We start from the raw sequence: 18,896 nt of genomic DNA, 5'->3' as shown, positions 1-18,896 counted from the left end.
CCCCCGGGGGCCCGACCGGAAACTCCGCCGCCTCGGGCGGGAACCCGGCCGGGGCGAACCAGGCCGGTTCCCCGGCCATGGCCCGGCGGATCCGCTGGAGGGCGAACGGCTGGAGCGGCGGCAGCCGGTCCGGCTCGAACCAGGCCACCTCCAGGGACTCCTCGTCGTTGACCCGGGCCTCGCCGCCCAGGGCCCGGCAGCGGAAGGTGACGTCGGAGAACTGGCAGACGTCGCCGTTCGGGTAGGTGATCGGCGTCAGCATCTCCACCAGCACCACCCGCTCCACCGTGCAGCGCACGGCGGTCTCCTCGTACACCTCGCGGACCGCGGTCTCGGCCGGCTGCTCCCCGGGCTCGGGGATGCCGCCGATCACCGACCAGTTGCCGGTGTCCGCCCGCCGGCCGAGCAGCACCCGGCCGCGGTCGTCGAAGACCACGGCCGTCACTCCCGGCAGCAGGAGCAGCTGGTGGCCGGCGGTGGCTCGGACCGCGCGGATGAACTCGGGGGTGCCCATCCCCCGACCTTACGGGCGGGCCCGGCGCGCCCGGCGCACCAGCGGCCATCCGAGCGCCCCGGCGGCCAGGGCCAGCAGGAGGTACTCGGGCAGCGGGCCCAGCCGGGTGGCGGGGGTCTGGGTGGTGCGCAGCGGGATCTTCTCGACCAGGGCGTCGGGGGTGAACATCTCCGTCTGCCGGACCACCTTCCCGTCGGGCAGGATGACGGCGCTGACCCCGCTGGTGACGGGGACCAGGACGGTGCGGCTGTGCTCCACGGCGCGGACCCGGTCCATGGCGAGCTGCTGGTAGGTCATCTGGCTGCGGCCGAAGGTGGCGTTGTTGCTGGGGACGGCGATGACCTGGGCGCCGGCCCGGACGGTGGAGCGGACGGCGTCGTCGAAGGCGGCCTCGTAGCAGGTCACCATGCCGATCCGGCTGCCCGCCATGTCGAAGACCCCGGGTTCCTTGCCGGCGCCGAAGTCGCGGCGCACCCGGTCCACGTCCGAACTGAAGATCCGGACCACCGAGCGCATCGGGATGCGTTCGCCGAAGGGCTGGATCTTCCGCTTGTCGTAGGTGGCGACGGGTCCCTTGACGGGGTCCCACAGGATCATCGTGTTGCGGAGCGGGCCGGTGGCCGGGGAGAGCACCGAGCCGACGGCCACCGGGACGCCCACCTCCTTGACGGCCTTGTCGATGACCTCGTAGGCGTCGCGTTCCTGGTAGGGGTCCAGGTCGGAGGAGTTCTCCGGCCAGAGGACGAAGTCGGGCGCGGGGACCCGGCCGGCCCGGACGTCCCGGGCGAGCTGCTCGGTGCGCAGGGCGTGGTTGTCGAGGACCTGGCGGCGCTGGGAGTTGAAGTCCAGTCCGAGCCGGGGCACGTTGCCCTGGATGACGGCGGCGGTGGCGGTGCCGGCCTGGGGGCTGTCGGAGACCAGCGGGCGGGCGGCCAGTGCCGCGCCGACCGGGGCGGCGACGGTGAGCGCGGCCAGCAGGGCGGTGGTGCGGCGGGGGGCGGTGCGGGCCGCGCGGGCGGTGGCGTAGAGGCCGAATCCGCAGAGGGCGACGCCGAAGGAGAGCAGCGGGGTGCCACCGAGTGCGGCGAGCGGCAGGAAGAGGCCGTCGGCCTGGCCGAAGGCCAGTTTCCCCCAGGGGAACCCGCCGAACGGGACGCGGGCCCGCAGGGCCTCCCCGGCGATCCAGACGGCGGCGGCCCACAGCGGCCAGCCGCGGCGGCGGGACACCAGGGCGATCCCGAGGCCGGTGAGGCCGAAGAACAGGGATTCGATGGCGGTGAGGGCCAGCCACGGGACCGGGCCGACCTCCTCGCCGGTCCACACCAGCAGCGGCAGCAGATAGCCGAGGCCGAAGAGGGTCCCGAGGCCGAACCCGGCCCGGGCCCGCCGTCCGTACAGGCAGCCGGCGAGCAGGGCGAGCGCGAAGGGGGCCAGCCACCACAGGGGGCGGGGCGGGAAGCTGAGGTACAGCAGGACTCCGGCCAGGGCGGCGCCGGCCGCGCGCAGCGGGCCGGCCGCCCGGCCGAAGCGTGCGGTCAGGGCGTCGGCCGGCCCGGCGGCGGTCCGGGCGGCCTGGGGGCTCTCGGCGGGTCCGGCGGATCCGGCCGCTCCGGTGGCGTCGGTGGCGTCGGTGGGTTCGCCGGCGGGGGTGGTGCCGGGCGGCCGCTCAGGCTCGTTCTCGACCACGTGACTGGTGCTGCTGCTCATCTGGCGGAGTGTACGTCCCCATGCCGTGCGGGCCCGATCCGCGCTACCGGGCGAGGGCCCGCAGATGGGTGCGGATGACCCGGACGGCGTTCTCGGCGTCGTCCACGGTCACGGTGAACACCTTGCCGCCGACCAGTCTCAGTTCCAGGCCGGGGCCGCGCCGGACCACCACGGCGGTGCCCTTCTCGGGCCGCCAGCGCAGTCCCCAGCCGCCCCAGGCGTGCGGGGTGACCCGGGGGAGGTACTCGACGGAGGCGATCTCGTCGAGCCGGAACCGGCGGCGCGGCAGTCCGATGTGCCCGCAGCGGACCTCCACCGATTCGGCGTCCACGGTGACGTGCACATGGACGAAGGCGAGGGTTCCGTAGAGGACCAGCAGTCCGACCGCCAGGCAGCCGACCACCGACATGGCCAGCGGCACGCTCCCCGCGGTCCACGCGGAGCCGACCGCGAGGACGATGCCGAGGGCGATGCAGGCGAGGCCGGTGGCGGAGAGCAGCCACTGCGCCCGGTTGGCGGCGCGGCCGGTCCACAACGGCCCCGGAGGGTGACCCGTCATGTATCGCAGCGTACTCAGCTTCGGCGGGCGCGCCACCGGCTCCGGCCGGAGGGGTCGGCCGGCCGGCGGGGTCGGCCGGCCGCGGGGGTCAGCCGCTGAGGGTGGCGCTCTCGCCCTCGGCGAGCAGCCGGCCCTCGGAGTAGCGCAGGGCCTCCGGCGGCAGCTCGGCGGTCCGGCCGCTGAACAGCACGGTCAGTGCGCCGGTGGCCGGCCGGTCCGGGTCCGGGACGGCGCCCAGGCGGCGGAGCGCCTGGGTGGCGACCGGCAGGGCGGAGCCGTGGAAGGTGAGCTCCGCTCCCCCGGTGCGGACGGCCAGCGCGGCGCGTACGGCGTCCTCGACCAGTTCGTAGTGGGTGCAGCCGAGGACCACGTCGGTGACATCGGGCGGGGTCAGGGCGGCGGCCGCCGCCACCGCCGCGGCGATGGCCTCCTCGTCGGCCCACTGCACGGCGTCGGCGAGCCCCGGGCACGGCACCTCGGTGACCCGGGCGGCCCCGGCGAAGTCCCGGATCAGACCGCGCTGGTAGGGGCTTCCGGTGGTGGCCGGGGTCGCCCAGATCGCGATCCGCCCGCCGGCCGCGGCGGCCGGCTTGATGGCCGGTACGGTCCCGACCACGGGGATCCCCGGTTCCAGGGCGGCCCGCAGGGCGCCGAGGGCGTGCACGGTGGCGGTGTTGCAGGCGACGATCAGGGCGTCGGGCCGGTGGCCGGCGGCCGCGCGGGCGACCTGGAGGGCGCGCCGGGTGAGGTCCTCGGGGGTGCGGGGGCCCCAGGGCATCCCGTCGGGATCGGAGGACAGGACGAGATCGGCGTCGGGCCGCAGCCGCCGCACCACGGCGGCCGCCGCGAGCAGGCCGATTCCTGAGTCCATCAGCGCGATCTTCACCCGGTCACTTTAATGGACCTCTCCGCTCACCGACCGGCCGGGCACGCGCACCGGACACCCACCGGACGCCTGCCGGACGTGCGGGCCCGGCGCGCTGCGGCGGGTTCGCGGGTTCCGGCGGGGGCGGTGGGGCACACTGCGGCGATGGGCCTGTTCACCCTCGCCGCGGGCGTCTCCCTCGTCATCTGGCTGTGGCTGCTCCTCGGCCAGGGCATGTTCTGGCGCACCGACGTCCGGCTGCCGCCCGGCACCCCGCCGACCGGGCCCCGGGAGGGGCACTGGCCCTCCGTGGCGGTCGTGGTCCCCGCCCGGGACGAGGCGGAGGTGCTCCCGCTGAGCCTGCCCTCGCTGCTCGCCCAGGACTATCCCGGACCCGCCGGGGTCTATCTGGTGGACGACGGGAGCACCGACGGGACGGCCGCCCTGGCCCGGCGGATCGCCCGGGAGCACCCCGCAATCCCGCTGACCGTCACCTCGCCCGGGGAGCCGGCCGCGGGCTGGACGGGCAAGCTGTGGGCCCTCCGGCACGGCATCGCGGCCGCCCGCGCCGACGCCGCGCGCCCGGCACCGGCGTACCTGCTGCTCACCGACGCCGACATCGCCCATGACCCGGACAGTCTGCGCGCGCTGGTGGAGGCCGCCGAACGGGAGGGCCTGGACCTGGTGTCCCTGATGGCCCGGCTGCGGGTGGCCGGTTTCTGGGAGCGCCTGGTGGTGCCCGCCTTCGTCTACTTCTTCGCCCAGCTCTACCCCTTCCGGTGGGTCAACCGGCCCGGCGCCCGCACCGCCGCGGCCGCCGGGGGCTGTGTGCTGCTGCGGTCGGAGGCCGTCGACCGGGCCCGGGTGCCGGACTCGATCCGGCAGGCGGTGATCGACGACGTGTCCCTGGCCCGGGCCGTGCAGCGGTCCGGCGGCCGGATCTGGCTGGGGCTGGCCGACCGGGTGCACAGCGTCCGCCCCTACCCCCGGCTCGGGGACCTGTGGCGGATGGTGTCCCGCAGCGCCTACACCCAGCTCCGGCACCGTCCGGAGCTGCTGGCGGGCACGGTCCTCGGTCTGGTGCTGGTCTATCTGGTGCCCCCGTGCGCGCTGGCCGCCGGACTGGCCGCCGGCCGTCCGGCCACCGCCTGGGCGGGCGGGCTGGCCTGGCTGGTGATGGCGGGCACCGCGGTGCCGATGCTGCGCTACTACCGGCAGTCCCCGGCCCTCGCCCCGCTGCTCCCGTTCACCGCGCTGCTGTACCTGCTGATGACGGTGGACTCCGCGGTCCAGCACCACCGCGGCCGGGGGGCCGCCTGGAAGGGGCGGACCTACGCCCGGCCCACCGACGCCTGAGAGACCGTCAGCTCCCCATCGCGTCACGGTGACAATCCGTCACAACTCCGGGCGACACCGGGGGTACGAGAAGTGGCAATCACGGGCGGAAGCGACGAATCGTGCACGTGAACGTCAAGTGAAAGCTGCGGTCCTGACCTGCGAAGATGCAGGTCAGGACGGTGTTGGGGGCCCTGGGCTATGGACCCGGTGAAGCCGTGGGCTTAACTTATGTGACATGACCTCCCCCCGCTCCACTTATGGCGGCGGTTACTACTCCGCGCCCTCCTTCCCGGACACCCCCATCTACGACTCCCTGGTCGCCGAACGGGGCACCCCGCAGATCGCCCCCATCCGGGTGCCCGCCGCGTACGAACCGGTCGGTGGCGGGTACCCCTCGGGCGCCGGCCACAACGGCCTCGGCAACTCCGCCGGCTCCGGCGGCTATCTGCCCGCCCTGCCGGCGGCCCTGCCCGCGCTGCCGGCCCTGCCGTCCGCCCCGGTGCCCGCGCAGCAGGCGGCCCCCGCGTACGGGTACCCGTACCAGCAGCAGGCCCCTCAGCCGATGCCGCTCCAGCAGGCCGCCGTGCCGTACCTGCCGCAACAGGCGCAGCAGCAGCCCCAGCAGGCCCGCGGCTACCAGCAGCAGGCCCCGCAGCAGCCCCGCCCGGTACCGGCGATGAGCGCCGGCGGGTACGAGGCGATGCGCCCGGGCGCCCCGCGTCCGGTGCAGGTGCAGGTCCCGGTGCAGGTCGCCCCGGTCCAGGGGTACGAGGACCAGTACGGCCGCCCGTACCAGGGGCGCGGCGGCTACTGAGACACGGAGGCGGGCCGGCCCGGGCGGCTGGCAGGATGCCTCCATGTCGAACGATTCGGCGCTGTACGTCCAGGCGCTCCACGTCCACCCCGTCAAGTCGGTAGCGGGGACAGCTCCCGACGAGGTGGCCGTGGAGCCCTGGGGGCTGTCCGGGGACCGCCGGTGGGCCGTCGTCGACGCCGAGGGGAGCGTCATCACCCAGCGCCAGCAGCCGAGGCTGGCGCTCGCCGGGGCCCGCCCGCTGGAGGGCGGCGGGGTCCGGCTGTCGGCACCGGGCATGCCCGGGCTCACGGTCGCGGTGCCCGAGCCCGGCATCCTCGAACCGGTGCTGCTGTTCGGGAAGAAGTGGGAGACCGTCGTCGCCGACGCCGCGGCGCACGCCTGGTTCTCCGCCTATCTGGGCGAACCGGCCCGGCTGGTGCACCTGGACGACCCGTCGGTGCGCCGGCCCGTCGACCCGGACTACGCGCTGCCGGGCGAGACGGTGTCGCTGGCGGACGGGTATCCGCTGCTGCTGACCACCCAGGCCTCCCTGGACGCCCTCAACGAACTGATCGCACAGGGCTCCCACGCGGCGGAAGGGCCCCTTCCGATGAATCGTTTCCGGCCGAATGTGGTGGTGGCCGGGGCGACCGCCTGGGCCGAGGACCACTGGCGGCTGATCGAGATCGGCGGAGCCCTCTTCCGGGGCGCGCGGGAATGCGGCCGCTGCATCGTGACCACCACCGACCAGCGGACCGGCCTGCGCGGCAAGGAGCCGCTGCGGACCCTGGCGACGCACCACCGGATCGGAAAGTCCCTGGCCTTCGGACGGCAGCTGGTGCCGGTCCGGCTGGGCACCCTGCGGCTGGGCGACGGGGTGCGGATCCTGGAATGACCCCCGACGCCCGCCCGGCGACCCCCTGCGCCCCCGGCGGCCATCCGGAGTGACACCTTCGAGCAGTCCTCCGGCGCGCGCGGAACCGGACCGCCCGTCGGCCGCGTTGACCGGTGAGGAAGGTGCGCGCGGCGTCCGATGACCGGAATCCGGCCGGTGGGTGACGCAGCTCTCGCCGGTGCCGGAATGCGCGCCCGCGAGGCTTGGGGGAGGCTTGGCCGCAGGCCTGTCCGTCCCCGGGCGCACAGCCCGACGGAGGCGAAGGGGGTGCCCGACCGTGCGAGCGGCTGCGGGGGTCTGGCGGTGGCGGCGCAATCCGCTGCGCCGGCCCACCGATCTGATCGAGGCCTGGGTGGCCATGACCGCCCTGCTGTGTCTGCTGGTCGCGGCTCCCGCGATCGGCTGGATCTCGGGGATCCAGGTGGACGCCACCCTGCAACGGGCGGCCCGGGAGCAGCGGCAGGAGCGCTTCCTGGTGCCCGCCGTGGTGGTGCGCCCGGTGGCGGGCCGGCCGCCCGGCGCCGAGGCCGACCCCTCGGCCGGGGCGCAGACCCCCCGGCGGACGAAGATCGTGGCGTCCTGGACCGCACCGGACGGCACCCGCCACCAGGGGACGGTGCCCGCCGCCGAGGAACCCCCCAGGTCCGGCGACCGGTTCCGGATCTGGACCGATCTGCGGGGCCGGCTGGTCGGCCGGCCGCTGGACCCCTCCACGGCCGGGATGCACGCGGCGATGGCCGGGCTGGCGGCCGCCCTCGGAGTGGCCGCGCTGGTGGAGACGCTCCGGCGGATGGTCGTACGCCGCCTCATGCACCGGCGGTACATACGACTGGACCGGGCCTGGGCCGCGGCCGGACCGGACTGGGGCCGGGCGGGCGCGGGCAGCTGACCTGGCAACTCCCCGGCCCCGCGCGCGCTACGGTGGACCGGCGGACGGCAACGCGGCCGGAACGTCGGCTCCGGCCGCGCGAGTACGAGGGCGGGGGCACGACAGCACCATGGCTCAGGGCACGGTCCAGGTGACGCACGGCGGGACATCGCGGTGGCGGCGCCGCTCCGGTGAGTATCCGACGCTGACCGCGGCCATCGCCGCCGCGGGGGACGGCGACGTGCTGTCCATCGCCCCCGGCACCTACCGGGAGAACCTGGTGCTGCGGCATGCCGTCACCCTGCGCGGCCCGGAGGGTTCGGCCGTCGGCTCGGTCCGGATCGCCCCGGCCGACGGGGTCGCGCTGACCGTGTACGCCTCGGCGGTGGTCCAGGACCTGCACCTCGAAGGGCAGGACCGGGCCGCTCCCGCGCTGCTCGTCGAGGACGGCGCTCCCGAACTGACCGACCTGCGGGTCAGCACCCGCTCGGCGGCCGGCATCGAGGTCCGCGGCGGAGCCCGCCCGCTGGTCCGCCGCTGCACGGTGGAGAACCCGGCCGGCGTGGGCATCGCGGTGCTCGACGGCGGCGGCGGGGTCTTCGAGGAGTGCGAGGTGCTGGCGGCCGGGCAGACCGGTCTCGTGGTTCGCGGCGGCGGCCATCCCCGGCTGGAGCGCTGCCGGATCCACCACAGCACCGGTGCCGGCATCACCGTCACCGGGGAGGGCTCCGGTCTGGAGGCCCTGGGCTGCGAGGTGTACGAGATCCGGGGCACCGGGGTGCAGATCGCGGCCCGGGCCGCGGCCCGGATGACCGACTGCTCGGTGCACCGCACCACCGCCGACGGGGTCACCCTGGACACCGACGCCGTGCTGTCGCTGGCCGGGTGCGACATCCACGACGTGCCGGAGAACTCGGTGGACCTGCGCTCCCGCTCGGTCCTCACCCTCAGCCGCAGCACGGTCCGGCGGTTCGGCCGCAACGGGCTCTCCGTCTGGGACCCGGGGACCCGGGTGGTCGCCGAGTCCTCGGAGATCCACGACAGCACCGGCGACTACCCGGCGGTGTGGATCAGCGACGGGGCCAGTGCCTCGCTGGACTCCTGCCGGATCCATGACGTCCCCGACGCCCTGTTCGTCCTGGACCGGGGGTCCGGCGCCGAGGTCACCGGCAGCGATCTCACCCAGGTCTCCCGGACCGCCGTATCGGTCAGCGACGGGGCCACCGCCACCCTCGCGGACTGCCGGATCCGGGAGGCCGGGACCGGCGCCTGGTTCCGCGACCACGGCAGCGGCGGCGGCCTGACCGACTGCACCGTGGACACCGTCCAGACCGGGGTGATCGTCACCAAGGGGGCCGACCCGGTCGTCGAACGCTGTGTGGTCGGCTCCGCCGTGGAGGCCGGGTTCTACGTGTCGGCGGGCGGCCGGGGCACCTTCACCGACTGCCGGGTCACCGGCAGCGGCGGCTTCGGCTTCCATGTGATCGACGGCTGCCACACCCGGCTGACCGGCTGCCGCACCGAGCGCTGCGAGCGCGGCGGCTACGAGTTCGCCGAGGACGGACCGGTCCTGCTGGACTGCACCGGCGACGAACTGCCCCAGCGCCCCGGGGTCCTGGGGACCTCCGGCGGCGGCCCGGCCGCCGGGGAGCTCCGGCAGGACCCGCCCCGGATCCCCACCCCGGCCCGCGAGTCCACCCCCGCCGGGCCCCGCACGGCCACCGCCCCGGCGGGCCGGGCGGGTGCGGCCGGTGCCGGTGACGCCGCGGACCCGACCGGATCCGGATCGGGGTCAGGGTCCGGTTCCGGCACGGCCCGGGAGTCCACCGAGGTGCTCGGCCAACTCGACGGACTGGTCGGTCTGGAGAGCGTCAAGCGCGAGGTGCGGGCCCTCACCGACATGATCGAGGTGGGCCGGCGGCGGCAGCGCGCCGGCCTGAAGGCAGCCTCGGTCCGCCGCCATCTGGTCTTCACCGGATCCCCCGGCACCGGCAAGACCACCGTCGCCCGGCTGTACGGGGAGATCCTGGTCTCGCTGGGCGTGCTGGAACGCGGCCATCTGGTCGAGGTGTCCCGGGTGGACCTGGTCGGCGAGCACATCGGGTCCACCGCGATCCGCACCCAGGAGGCCTTCGAACGGGCCCGGGGCGGGGTGCTGTTCATCGACGAGGCGTACGCCCTCGCCCCGGAGGACTCGGGCCGGGACTTCGGCCGGGAGGCCATCGACACCCTGGTCAAACTGATGGAGGACCACCGGGACGCGGTGGTGGTGATCGTCGCCGGCTACACGGCGGAGATGGACCGCTTCCTGACCGTCAACCCCGGTGTGGCCTCCCGGTTCTCCCGGACCATCACCTTCGGCGACTACGGCCCGGAGGAACTGCTGCGGATCGTCGAGCAGCAGGCCGAGGAGCACGAGTACCGGCTCGGCGAGGACACCGTCCGGGCCCTGCTCGGCTACTTCACCGCACTCCCCAAGGGGCCGGCGTTCGGAAACGGGCGCACCGCCCGGCAGACCTTCGAGTCGATGGTGGAACGGCACGCCGGGCGGGTGGCCCAGCTGTCGGAGCCGAGCACGGAGGAGCTGACCCTGCTCTTCCCGGCGGACCTGCCCGAACTCCCGGTCGTACCGGCGGCGGTGCGGTGACGGGCGTCCGGCCGGCCGTGCGGTGACGGGCGTCCGGTCGGCCGCCCGAGACATCTGACGCTCCGCCAGTTAGGGTGTCCGGGCACCCCCCGGCCCCTGACCCGAGGAGCGACCGCCATGCCCCGCGCACTGCGTCCCGTCGGACTCGACTTCATCGAGACGGCCCCGGTCCGGCTGGTGTTCGACGCGATGGCCGCCGGTTCCCCGGAGGAGGTCTACCACGCGCTGGCCGAGGAGGTCACCGGCTGGCCCGCCTGGTTCCGGGCGGTCACCCTGGCCCGGCCGACGCACGGCGGCGCGGGCCGGGAGGTCCGGCTGGCGGGCGGGGTCCGCTTCCAGGAGACGATCATGGCCGCGGAGCCGGAACGGCGCTACGCCTACCGGGTGGACGAGACGAACGCCCCCGGGGTCCGGGCCCTGCTGGAGGAGTGGCGGCTCACCCCCCGGGGCACCGGCACCCGGGTCCGCTGGACCTTCGCGGCGGACGGCCCCGCCTCCTTCCGTCTCGCCCTGACGGCGGCCCGCCCGGCCCTGGGCCGCTCCTTCCGCACGGCGGTCCGCACCCTGGACGGCCGGCTGCTGCGTGCCCGGTCCGCCGGCCGCCCCTGACGGGTGCTGTCAGCCCTGTTTCCGGCTCGCCTTCTTGAACTCCTCGGTCATGTCGGCGGTCAGCGCGGCCGGCGGGACCGGGATGTCCCTGGCCGCGCCGAAGGAGTGGAAGTCGATGTCCACCCGCAGCGAGCCGAAGACCTGGTTCAGCCGGACCGGCATGTTCTCCTCGTCCACCCAGACGTCCGTGACCAGTTCGGTGCCGGGACCCAGCGCGCTGAACGCCTCGGCGCCCGCGCCGAGCCGGTCCAGCGGGATGGTGGCCCGGTAGTGGTCGGTGGCCTTGCCCAGCACGGTCTCCTTGCCGAGCCGGGTGACCCCGTCCGCCCACTTCAGCGACTTCAGACCGGCCGTCGGGTCGTTCCGGGGCCCCTCCAGGGCGGCGACCCCTTTCTCCCCGAGCACCGCGGAGGCCTCCACCTTCAGCCAGCTCTTGCCCCGGTAGGGGCCGGAGGGCGCCGGGTCGACCTGGTAGTAGTAGGCGCCCTTGACCAGCCGGTAGGTGACCGTGCCGTCGGCGACCAGGGACTGCATGTTGAGGTCGGCGGCCGGCACCTCGGCCTCCATCGCCAGGCCGTTCCCCCAGGAGTACGTGCCCTCCATCACGGCCGCCCGGCCGCCGGTGTCCGGGGAGCGGACCGTCATCCGCACCTCGGCGGAGCCGGTCGCGGCGGCCGCGTCGGAGGCCTTGCCCAGCGCGGCGACCATCGCCTCCAGACTGTCCGCCGTGGGCGTCGGAGTCGGCGTGGCCGGGGCCCCGGACGCGTTCCCGGACGCGCTCCCGGAGGGTGCCGCCGTGCTTCCGCCGGCCTTCCCGTCCGCCGTCCCGTCGTCGCCCGAGCAGCCGGTGGCCCCCAGCGCCCCGACCGCGACCAGTAACGCCGCCAAGGCCGCGACCCCGTTCCCCGTCTTCGGCGTTCCCTTGCTGTTCGTCCCGTTCATGTCCCCACCCCAGGTCGTCGGACTCACCCCGGGGTTATTCCCCGCCGGAAGCCGCCGACTCGTCCCAGGACCCGGTGGCGAGGAAGGTGTCGATGGTGCGTTCGTAGGGGCCGATGTCCAGACCCTGGGCCGCCAGCCAGGCGTCGGAGTAGTACTTGTCCAGATAACGCTCGCCCGGATCGCACAGCAGGGTCAGCACGCTCCCCCGCTCCCCCGCGGCCGCCATCTCGGCGACGATCCGCAGGGCGCTCCACAGGCCGGTGCCGGTCGAGCCGCCCGCCTTGCGGCCGATGGCCCGCTCCAGCGCCCGGCAGGCGGCGACGCTCGCCGCGTCCGGCACCTTCATCATCCGGTCGACGGCCCCGGGCACGAAGCTCGGTTCCATCCTGGGCCGCCCGATGCCCTCGATCCGGGATCCGCAGTCGGCGGTGACCCCGGGGTCGTGGCGGGTCCAGCCGTCGAAGAACACCGAGTTCTCCGGGTCCGGTACGCAGATCCGGGTGTCGTACTGCATGTAGTGGACGTAGCGGGCGATGGTCGCGGAGGTGCCGCCGGTCCCGGCGGTGGCCACGATCCAGGCCGGCTCGGGATACCGCTCCAGCCGCAGCTGCTGGTACACCGACTCGGCGATGTTGTTGTTGCCCCGCCAGTCGGTGGCCCGCTCGGCATAGGTGAACTGGTCCATGTAGTGGCCGCCGGTGCGGCGGGCGAGGGACGCCGCCTCCGCGTACACCGTCATCGGATCGTCCACGAAGTGGCAGTCCCCGCCCTGGAATTCGATCAGCCGGCACTTCTCCGGACTGGTGGTGCGCGGCATCACCGCGACGAACGGCACCCCGATCAGCGCGGCGAAGTAGGCCTCGGAGACCGCCGTGGACCCGGAGGAGGCCTCCACCACCGGACGGCCGGGCCGGATCCAGCCGTTGCACAGGGCGTAGAGGAACAGGGAGCGGGCCAGGCGGTGTTTGAGCGAGCCGGTGGGGTGGGTGGACTCGTCCTTGAGGTAGAGGTCGATGCCCCAGGGCTCGGGCAGCGGGAAGCGCAGCAGGTGGGTGTCCGCGGACCGGTTGGCGTCCGCCTGGACCTTCCGTACGGCCTCCTTCAGCCAGGCCCGGTAGTCCGGGTCGGACCGGTCCACGTCCACGGTGGTCCCGCTGGTGCCCATGGTCCGCGTCCTCTCGAAAGGCGCGCCCGATATGCACGCTTTCGCAATGTACATCCGCGTATGTGTTGCGCGGGGAGTGCCGGAGGGGGACTCTGGTGTGGTGTCACTGAGGGTGCAGCGCCCGTAACACTGATGTCGGGGAGTCGCAGCCGTGATCAGTTCTTCTCGCAGGCACTGCACCGTCGAGTTGCAGGCCGTCCCGTCCCGGATCCGCCAGGTCCGGCGGATCGTCTCCGCCCAGTTGCGCCACTGGCAGCTCGACCCGCTCGTCGACCGGGCCGTGCTGGGGGTGACGGAGCTGCTGAGCAACGTCCACCGCCATGCCGGGCCCGACAAGGGCTGCACCGTGGTGCTGGAGCTGCGGCGGGACCGGCTCACCGTCTCGGTGCGCGACAACGACCCCCGGCTGCCCGAGCTCCGGGTGGCCGCACCGACGGACACCCGCGGTCGCGGCCTCGCCCTGATCGAGGCGGTCAGCGAGAACTGGGGAGCCCGGCACGAGTCCGGCGCCGCCGGGAAGACCGTCTGGTTCTGCCTGGACACGGCGGATCCGGTCCGGCTGGAGGCCCTGCCGGCCGAGCCGGTGTCCCTCGCGGCCCCGGTGCCGGTTTCCGTACCGGAGCCCGTGGCCCTGGCAGCACCCGTGTCGGAGCCCGCGCCGGCCTGAGCTCGGCGGGGCGGCGGTCCGGGACGGGGGCGGCGGTCCGGGACGGCGGGGCGGGGCGGCGGGCCGCTCAGGCAGCCGCGCCCAGGGTGCCCAGCGGATCGTCCAGCACCGGCTGCCAGGCCAGTTCGGCCGCGCCGACCAGGCTGTTGTGGTCCAGGGTGCACGGCAGGATCGGCACTCCCCCGCTGCGCCCCCACAGACTGCGGTCGGCGACCACGGCCCGCAGCCGCTCCGGGTCGGAGTAGAGCAGCTCCCGGTGCAGCCCGCCCAGGATGATCCGGTCCGGGTTGAGGATGTTCACCAGGCCCGCCAGGCCGAGCCCCAGCCGGTCGACGATCTCCTCGGCGGCCGCCCGTACCGCCGGATCGCCGAACTCCGCGCGCAGCAGGTCGCGGGCCTGCTGGAGCAGCGACACCTCCGGGCCCGGGGTGCGGCCCGCCGCGGTCAGGAAGGCGAGCGGGTCCGCCTCCACGTCCAGACAGCCGCGGCTGCCGCAGTGGCAGGCCCGGCCCTCCGGGTTGACGGTCAGATGGCCGACCTCCAGGGCCAGCCCGGAACTCCCGCTGTGCAGGCGGCCGTCCAGGACCAGCGCGCCGCCGACCCCCCGGTGGCCGGTGGCCACGCACAGCAGGTGCTGGGCGCTGCGGCCGGCCCCGTGCCGGTGCTCGGCCAGCGCCGCCAGGTTGACGTCGTTGCCGGTGAGGGCCGGGCCGTCGATCCCGGCGGCCTTCACACAGTCGGCGAACACGGTGCGCACCGGTGCCCCGGCCGGCCAGGACAGGTGCAGCGGGTTGAGTGCGGTGCCCTCGGGCTCGGCGATCGCCGAGGGGACCGCCAGGCCCGCGCCCACGCAGCGGCGGCCGCTCTCGGCCAGGAGTGCGGCGCCCGACTCCACCACCGCGGCCAGCACGGTGGCCGGGTCGGCGGAGACGGTCCGGCCGGGAGCGGTGGCCACGATCCGGCCGCCGAGGCCGACCAGGGCGGCCCGGAACCCGTCCGGGTGAATCTGGGCCGCCAGGGCGACGGGCCCGTTCTCGTCCACCGACAGCCGGTGCGAGGGGCGGCCCTGGGTGCCGCCCGCGCCGCGCGGGCTGGAGTCGACCCGGATCAGACCGAGTGCTTCGAGTTCGGCGGCGACGGCCCCGGCGGTCGCCCGGGTGACCCCGAGTTCCGCGGTCAGGACCGCCCGGGTGGGCGCCCGCCCGGTGTGTACGAGCTCCAGCGCCGGCCCGAGGGCTCCTCGTCCCCTCTCCAGCCTGCTGCGCGTGGATCCCGTGTTGGCGTTGCCGTTCATAGGGGCGATCCTCCCATGATCGGCGCGACCCTCAGGCCCGTCGTCCGCCGTCCCGGTCCAGTCCGCCGACCCGAAGGGTCAGATTCAGCCGCCCGGTCAGCCCGAGTCCGGCCGGCGACGTGCCCGGGTACACCTTGGGGACCCCGTGATAGGCGAGCCGGGAGGGCCCGCCGAACACGAACAGGTCCCCGCTCCGCAGCTCCACGTCCCGGTACGGGCGGCCGCGGGAGGCCGTGTTCCCGAACCGGAAGACACAGGAGTCCCCGAGGCTCAGCGAGACCACGGGCGCCCCGGACCGCTCCTCGGCGTCCCGGTGCATGCCCATCCGGGCGTCCCCGTCGTAGAAGTTGACCAGCGCGACGTCATAGCGCGGCACCACGTCCCGGCCCCCGCCCCCGCCCCTGGGACGGGAGCCGGAGCCGAAGCCGGGGCCCTCGGCCCGGGCGGGCGCGGCCGGATCGGGGCCGGCTGGGCTCGGCCCGGCGCCCGGGTGGAGGGGTCCGTACGAGCCACCGGGCGAGTACGCGGCCCGTACGGCCTCATCGGCCAGATCCGCGAGCCAGTCGGGCATCGGCTTCACCGGTGCCCCGTCCCCGTCAACGGCGGTGGACGCGTAGCCGTACGGATACCAGTGCAGCCCCAGGCACACCTGCCGGGCGGTCATCGTCCCCCCGCCGGGGGTCCGTACGGTCCGCAGCCCGGCGGGCGGCAGCGCCCACCGCCGGCAGGCCTCGACCAGCTCCAGCTGCCGCCCGGCCCCCAACCACCCCGGCACGTGCACGGCCCCCGGGGCGACCTCGGTCCGCTCCCGGGGAAACAGCTCGAACGCGTCCCCTGCCATCCCCCCATGGTGCCCGGCCGCGCGGCCGGACGAGCCGCGCGGCCGCATGGCACACTGCCGCGCATGAGGTTCAGTGACTATGTGAGCACCCTGGAACGGGACGGCACGCTGCTGGCCGAAGCGGCCGCCCGGGCCGGGGCCGACGCACCGGTGCCCACCTGCCCGGGCTGGCGGGTGGCCGATCTGCTGCGGCACACGGGAGCGGTCCACCGCTGGGCCACCGGCTACGTGGCGGAGGCGCACACCGACCGGACCCCGTTCCCGGCGGCCCCGGAGTTCACCGGCGCCGAGCTGCTGCACTGGTTCCGGGAGGGCCACCAGTCCCTGCTCCGGGCCCTGCGGGAAGCGCCGGAGGACCTCCAGTGCTGGACCTTCCTTCCCACGGCACCTACGCCCCTGGAGTTCTGGGCCCGCCGGCAGGCGCACGAGACGGCCGTCCACCGGCTGGACGCCGAGGCGGCGGACGGCCGGGAGTTCGGACCGGTGGACGCGGCGTTCGCGGAGGACGGTGTGGACGAACTGCTCACCGGCTTCCACGCCCGCGGCCGCAGCCGGGTCCGCACCCCCGAACCCCGGCTGCTGCGGGTCCGGGCGGCCGACACCGGCGCGGTCTGGTCCGTCCACCTGTCCCCCGAGCCGGCCCGCACCGTCCTCGACGACGCCGGCCCCGCGGACTGCGAGGTGACCGCCGAAGCCTCCTGGCTCTACGCGGCCCTGTGGAACCGCCTCCCCCTCCAGGGCCCCACCGTCACCGGCGACCAGGACCTGACCCGCCTCTGGATCGACCGGGCCGGCATCTAATCCGCCCCACCGCGGGGCACCGGGCCCGACCAGACGACCCCCGGACCCGGCACCTGCACCTGCACCTGCACCCAGCCGAAGTCAGGCCGACACTCGGGGCCGAGGGCAGAGGTCGGCCCGGGACCGGAGGCCCGGGACCCGGGGCCGGGGCGAGCCCGGGAACCGGGGTCGGCGCGGGACCGGAGCACCCGGCACGGACTATGGCAGACCGACCTCCCGGGCCAGCCGGTCCGCGCTGTGGGCGAAGAACCGGGCGCGCTCCGGTTCCGCCACCACCCCCTGGAACTGGCCGAACAGCTCGAAGGAGATCAGCCCCACCAGCTGCGCCCAGGCCGCCACCAGCGCGGCCGTCACCTGCGGCGGCAGTCCCCGGGCGAACTCCTCGGTCATCCGCTCGGCCTCGGGCCGGAGTTCGGCGGGCAGTGGCGGCAGCGCCAGCCCCGGGCCCTCATGGGCCTCGCGGACCACCGCGATCAGCACGTTGCCGACCCTGGAGGCCGGTCCCACGGTTTCCTGCGGGGCGCTGTAGCCGGGAACCGGCGAACCGTAGATCAGCGCGTACTCGTGCGGGCGCGCCAGCGCCCAGCCGCGGACGGCTTCGGAGACGGCGACCCAGCGGCCCCGGGGCGCGGCCCCGGCAGTGGCCTCGAAGGCGGTCTCGGCGGCTGCGCCGACGCTGTCGTACGCGTCGATGATCAAGGCGGTGAGCAGGTCGTCCCGGCTGGGGAAGTATCGGTAGAGGGCCGAGGAGACCATGCCCAGCTCGCGCGCTACCGCGCGCAGCGAGAGTTTCGCCGCGCCCTCGGCCGCCAGCTGGCGGCGCGCTTCGTCCTTGATCGCGGCGGTGACCTCGATCCGCGCCCTCGCTCGGGCCCCTCGCACGGTGCTCATGGCCTCAGTGTGCCACGAAGCGAGAGCAGTGCCCAAAAAACGGAGCAGCGCACCAATTCGAGAGCAGTGCTCTTGCAATGGAGCACCGATCAGAGCACACTGCTCACAAGCGAGAGCACCGCTCTCCAATGTGAGCACCAGAACCAGGAGCAGCAGCCATGAATGCCAAGGCCCCGCACTACTACGCCAAGACCACCGGCTTCGACGCCCGCTTCAACGCGCTGGTCGGCAGGCTGGCCCGCCTCGGCATCAGCCTGGCCGGCACCGCCGAGCTCTCGGTCCGCGGCCGGGTCTCCGGAACGATGCAGCGGATTCCCGTCAACCCCTTCCGGCAGGACGACGGCCAGTACCTGGTCTCGGCCCGCGGCCACTCCCAGTGGGTCCGCAATATGCGGGCGGCCGGGGGCGGCGAGCTCCGGGTGGGCCGCAGGGTCCGCACCTTCACCGCCGTCGAGCTCACCGACCCCGCCGAGAAGGCCGCCGTGCTGCGCGGCTACCTGAAGAAATGGGGCTGGGAGGTCAACCGGTTCTTCCAGGGCGTGACCGCGAACTCCACGGACGCCGAACTCATCGCGGCCGCCCCCGACCACCCCGTCTTCCGCCTCACCGTCTCGCCGTAGACACGAGCACGAACGCGAGCGCGAGCGCCGGAATTATCCGGTGGGAGATCGTCAGGCCGGACGGATACGGTGCGCGGATGGTGAATTTCGTACTGGTCGCAGGTGCGCGGCTCGGGGCGTGGGCGTGGGACGAGGTGGTGCCGTCGCTGCGCGCTGCCGGCCACGGCGTCCATCCGTTGACGCTGTCCGGTCTTGCGGACAAGCAGGGTGTCCCGGCGGGGCAGGCGACTCATGTCCAGGACATCGTCGCGGAGGTGGAACGTCTGGGGCTGCGCGATGTGGTCCTGGTGGGTCACAGCTACTCGGGCATCCCGGTGGGGCAGGCCGCGGAGCGGATCGGTGACCGACTGGCCCGCGTGGTGTTCGTCGACGCGAGCGTTCCCACGGACGGCGAGTCGTTCCTCTCCGCCTGGCCGGACGGCGGGGCGGCGGTGGAGGCGTCGATCGCCGAGAACGGGGGGTTCTGGCCGCCCTCCCCGGCGGCTCACTTCGACGGCGAGGGTCTCTCCGACGAGCAGATCGCCCGCCTGGTGCACGGCTCGACGCCGCACCCGGGTGCCACGCTGACCGAGCCCGCCGTGCTGGCGGGGCCGCTCGCGGAACTTCCGGGGACGTACGTCCTGTGCGTGATGCCGGGGACCGAGCCCGAGGACGCCGAGCCCGACGAGGATGTGGCCGAACTGCTGAACAGCGAGCGCTGGAGGCTGGTCCGGATGGACACCGGCCATTGGCCGATGTTCTCCCGGCCGCACCAGCTGGCCGAGGTTCTGCTGGGTGCTGCCGTGGAGTGAGGGCGGGCGCGTCTCCCGACGAGACGGTGCGGCCCCGGGCCCGGCCCGCGCCCGGCGGCACCCTGCAATGGGGGCCGCCGGGGCTC

The 18,896-nt window shown here is 74.8% G+C and carries 18 protein-coding genes and 1 pseudogene; 10 read left to right on the top strand and 9 right to left on the bottom strand.

Features of this window, described 5'->3' with window-relative positions:
* Positions 1-46: 46 nt before the first annotated feature.
* From ACZ50K_RS05830 to ACZ50K_RS05815, 4 genes and pseudogenes are all read right to left on the bottom strand, one after another.
* A pseudogene (locus tag ACZ50K_RS05830) lies at positions 47-514 on the bottom strand (NUDIX hydrolase); the annotation flags it as partial.
* 9 nt (positions 515-523) lie between these two features.
* Positions 524-2,221, bottom strand: a complete 1,698-nt coding sequence (gene lnt / locus ACZ50K_RS05825) for an apolipoprotein N-acyltransferase (protein ID WP_468897918.1) — start codon at positions 2,219-2,221, stop codon at positions 524-526.
* Positions 2,222-2,264: 43 nt separating this feature from the next.
* On the bottom strand, positions 2,265-2,780 hold the full coding sequence (locus ACZ50K_RS05820; protein ID WP_468897916.1) for a hypothetical protein: 516 nt from the start codon (positions 2,778-2,780) through the stop codon (positions 2,265-2,267).
* Between the two features lie 88 nt (positions 2,781-2,868).
* Positions 2,869-3,666: a glutamate racemase gene (locus ACZ50K_RS05815; protein ID WP_468897914.1), complete on the bottom strand. Its 798-nt coding sequence runs from the start codon at positions 3,664-3,666 to the stop codon at positions 2,869-2,871.
* Between the two features lie 144 nt (positions 3,667-3,810).
* Between ACZ50K_RS05815 and ACZ50K_RS05810 the strand changes: the two genes are divergently transcribed.
* From ACZ50K_RS05810 to ACZ50K_RS05785, 6 genes are all read left to right on the top strand, one after another.
* Positions 3,811-5,001 (top strand): glycosyltransferase, encoded by a 1,191-nt coding sequence (locus ACZ50K_RS05810; protein WP_468897912.1) that lies wholly within the window; start codon positions 3,811-3,813, stop codon positions 4,999-5,001.
* A 217-nt stretch (positions 5,002-5,218) separates the two neighbouring features.
* Positions 5,219-5,797 carry a DUF6643 family protein gene (locus tag ACZ50K_RS05805; RefSeq protein WP_468897911.1) on the top strand — a complete coding sequence of 193 codons (579 nt, stop codon included), beginning with the start codon at positions 5,219-5,221 and terminating at the stop codon, positions 5,795-5,797.
* Between the two features lie 43 nt (positions 5,798-5,840).
* A complete protein-coding gene (locus ACZ50K_RS05800; RefSeq protein WP_468897909.1) occupies positions 5,841-6,674 on the top strand; it encodes an MOSC domain-containing protein in 834 nt (277 codons plus the stop codon).
* A 277-nt stretch (positions 6,675-6,951) separates the two neighbouring features.
* Positions 6,952-7,563: an Rv1733c family protein gene (locus tag ACZ50K_RS05795; RefSeq protein WP_468897907.1), complete on the top strand. Its 612-nt coding sequence runs from the start codon at positions 6,952-6,954 to the stop codon at positions 7,561-7,563.
* Positions 7,564-7,672: 109 nt separating this feature from the next.
* The gene (locus ACZ50K_RS05790; protein ID WP_468897906.1) at positions 7,673-10,189 is read left to right on the top strand and encodes a right-handed parallel beta-helix repeat-containing protein; all 2,517 of its coding nucleotides are present in this window, start codon (positions 7,673-7,675) and stop codon (positions 10,187-10,189) included.
* A gap of 117 nt (positions 10,190-10,306) precedes the next feature.
* Positions 10,307-10,798: an SRPBCC family protein gene (locus ACZ50K_RS05785; RefSeq protein WP_468897904.1), complete on the top strand. Its 492-nt coding sequence runs from the start codon at positions 10,307-10,309 to the stop codon at positions 10,796-10,798.
* A 9-nt stretch (positions 10,799-10,807) separates the two neighbouring features.
* On the opposite strand, the gene ACZ50K_RS05780 is transcribed toward ACZ50K_RS05785, so the two are convergent.
* Positions 10,808-11,740: an SCO4651 family lipoprotein gene (locus ACZ50K_RS05780; protein ID WP_468897903.1), complete on the bottom strand. Its 933-nt coding sequence runs from the start codon at positions 11,738-11,740 to the stop codon at positions 10,808-10,810.
* A 34-nt stretch (positions 11,741-11,774) separates the two neighbouring features.
* The gene (locus ACZ50K_RS05775; RefSeq protein WP_468897901.1) at positions 11,775-12,905 is read right to left on the bottom strand and encodes a PLP-dependent cysteine synthase family protein; all 1,131 of its coding nucleotides are present in this window, start codon (positions 12,903-12,905) and stop codon (positions 11,775-11,777) included.
* 151 nt (positions 12,906-13,056) lie between these two features.
* Between ACZ50K_RS05775 and ACZ50K_RS05770 the strand changes: the two genes are divergently transcribed.
* A complete protein-coding gene (locus tag ACZ50K_RS05770) occupies positions 13,057-13,572 on the top strand; it encodes an ATP-binding protein (RefSeq protein ID WP_468897899.1) in 516 nt (171 codons plus the stop codon).
* 67 nt (positions 13,573-13,639) lie between these two features.
* Here the strand turns inward: ACZ50K_RS05770 and ACZ50K_RS05765 are convergent, their stop codons facing one another.
* Together ACZ50K_RS05765 and ACZ50K_RS05760 are read right to left on the bottom strand one after the other, a co-directional pair.
* On the bottom strand, positions 13,640-14,866 hold the full coding sequence (locus ACZ50K_RS05765; protein WP_468897897.1) for an ROK family protein: 1,227 nt from the start codon (positions 14,864-14,866) through the stop codon (positions 13,640-13,642).
* A 31-nt stretch (positions 14,867-14,897) separates the two neighbouring features.
* Positions 14,898-15,707 (bottom strand): alpha-ketoglutarate-dependent dioxygenase AlkB family protein, encoded by an 810-nt coding sequence (locus tag ACZ50K_RS05760; RefSeq protein ID WP_468897895.1) that lies wholly within the window; start codon positions 15,705-15,707, stop codon positions 14,898-14,900.
* Between the two features lie 63 nt (positions 15,708-15,770).
* On the opposite strand from ACZ50K_RS05760, the gene ACZ50K_RS05755 reads away from it, so the two are divergent.
* Positions 15,771-16,508 carry a maleylpyruvate isomerase family mycothiol-dependent enzyme gene (locus ACZ50K_RS05755; RefSeq protein WP_468897893.1) on the top strand — a complete coding sequence of 246 codons (738 nt, stop codon included), beginning with the start codon at positions 15,771-15,773 and terminating at the stop codon, positions 16,506-16,508.
* Positions 16,509-16,706: 198 nt separating this feature from the next.
* On the opposite strand, the gene ACZ50K_RS05750 is transcribed toward ACZ50K_RS05755, so the two are convergent.
* Complete coding sequence (locus ACZ50K_RS05750; protein WP_468897891.1) at positions 16,707-17,399, bottom strand: TetR/AcrR family transcriptional regulator; 693 nt, start codon at positions 17,397-17,399, stop codon at positions 16,707-16,709.
* Between the two features lie 158 nt (positions 17,400-17,557).
* Between ACZ50K_RS05750 and ACZ50K_RS05745 the strand changes: the two genes are divergently transcribed.
* Positions 17,558-18,019: a nitroreductase family deazaflavin-dependent oxidoreductase gene (locus ACZ50K_RS05745; protein WP_468897889.1), complete on the top strand. Its 462-nt coding sequence runs from the start codon at positions 17,558-17,560 to the stop codon at positions 18,017-18,019.
* Positions 18,020-18,096: 77 nt separating this feature from the next.
* Entirely contained in the window at positions 18,097-18,810 is a 714-nt protein-coding gene (locus ACZ50K_RS05740) for an alpha/beta fold hydrolase (RefSeq protein WP_468897887.1), read from the top strand.
* Positions 18,811-18,896: the final 86 nt, after the last annotated feature.

Source organism: Streptomyces sp. NPDC033845, assembly GCF_055576225.1.
Note: the sequence above shows the minus strand (reverse complement) of the source record. Positions and strands in the feature narration are given on the sequence as shown.

Coding starts and splice junctions, on each gene's coding strand:
- lnt (WP_468897918.1), bottom strand. CDS start 2,221: ATGAGCAGCAGCACCAGTCACGTGGTCGAGAACGAGCCTGAGCGGCCG.
- ACZ50K_RS05820 (WP_468897916.1), bottom strand. CDS start 2,780: ATGACGGGTCACCCTCCGGGGCCGTTGTGGACCGGCCGCGCCGCCAAC.
- ACZ50K_RS05810 (WP_468897912.1), top strand. CDS start 3,811: ATGGGCCTGTTCACCCTCGCCGCGGGCGTCTCCCTCGTCATCTGGCTG.
- ACZ50K_RS05805 (WP_468897911.1), top strand. CDS start 5,219: ATGACCTCCCCCCGCTCCACTTATGGCGGCGGTTACTACTCCGCGCCC.
- ACZ50K_RS05800 (WP_468897909.1), top strand. CDS start 5,841: ATGTCGAACGATTCGGCGCTGTACGTCCAGGCGCTCCACGTCCACCCC.
- ACZ50K_RS05790 (WP_468897906.1), top strand. CDS start 7,673: ATGGCTCAGGGCACGGTCCAGGTGACGCACGGCGGGACATCGCGGTGG.
- ACZ50K_RS05785 (WP_468897904.1), top strand. CDS start 10,307: ATGCCCCGCGCACTGCGTCCCGTCGGACTCGACTTCATCGAGACGGCC.
- ACZ50K_RS05780 (WP_468897903.1), bottom strand. CDS start 11,740: ATGAACGGGACGAACAGCAAGGGAACGCCGAAGACGGGGAACGGGGTC.
- ACZ50K_RS05775 (WP_468897901.1), bottom strand. CDS start 12,905: ATGGGCACCAGCGGGACCACCGTGGACGTGGACCGGTCCGACCCGGAC.
- ACZ50K_RS05765 (WP_468897897.1), bottom strand. CDS start 14,866: ATGAACGGCAACGCCAACACGGGATCCACGCGCAGCAGGCTGGAGAGG.
- ACZ50K_RS05760 (WP_468897895.1), bottom strand. CDS start 15,707: ATGGCAGGGGACGCGTTCGAGCTGTTTCCCCGGGAGCGGACCGAGGTC.
- ACZ50K_RS05755 (WP_468897893.1), top strand. CDS start 15,771: ATGAGGTTCAGTGACTATGTGAGCACCCTGGAACGGGACGGCACGCTG.
- ACZ50K_RS05750 (WP_468897891.1), bottom strand. CDS start 17,399: ATGAGCACCGTGCGAGGGGCCCGAGCGAGGGCGCGGATCGAGGTCACC.
- ACZ50K_RS05745 (WP_468897889.1), top strand. CDS start 17,558: ATGAATGCCAAGGCCCCGCACTACTACGCCAAGACCACCGGCTTCGAC.
- ACZ50K_RS05740 (WP_468897887.1), top strand. CDS start 18,097: ATGGTGAATTTCGTACTGGTCGCAGGTGCGCGGCTCGGGGCGTGGGCG.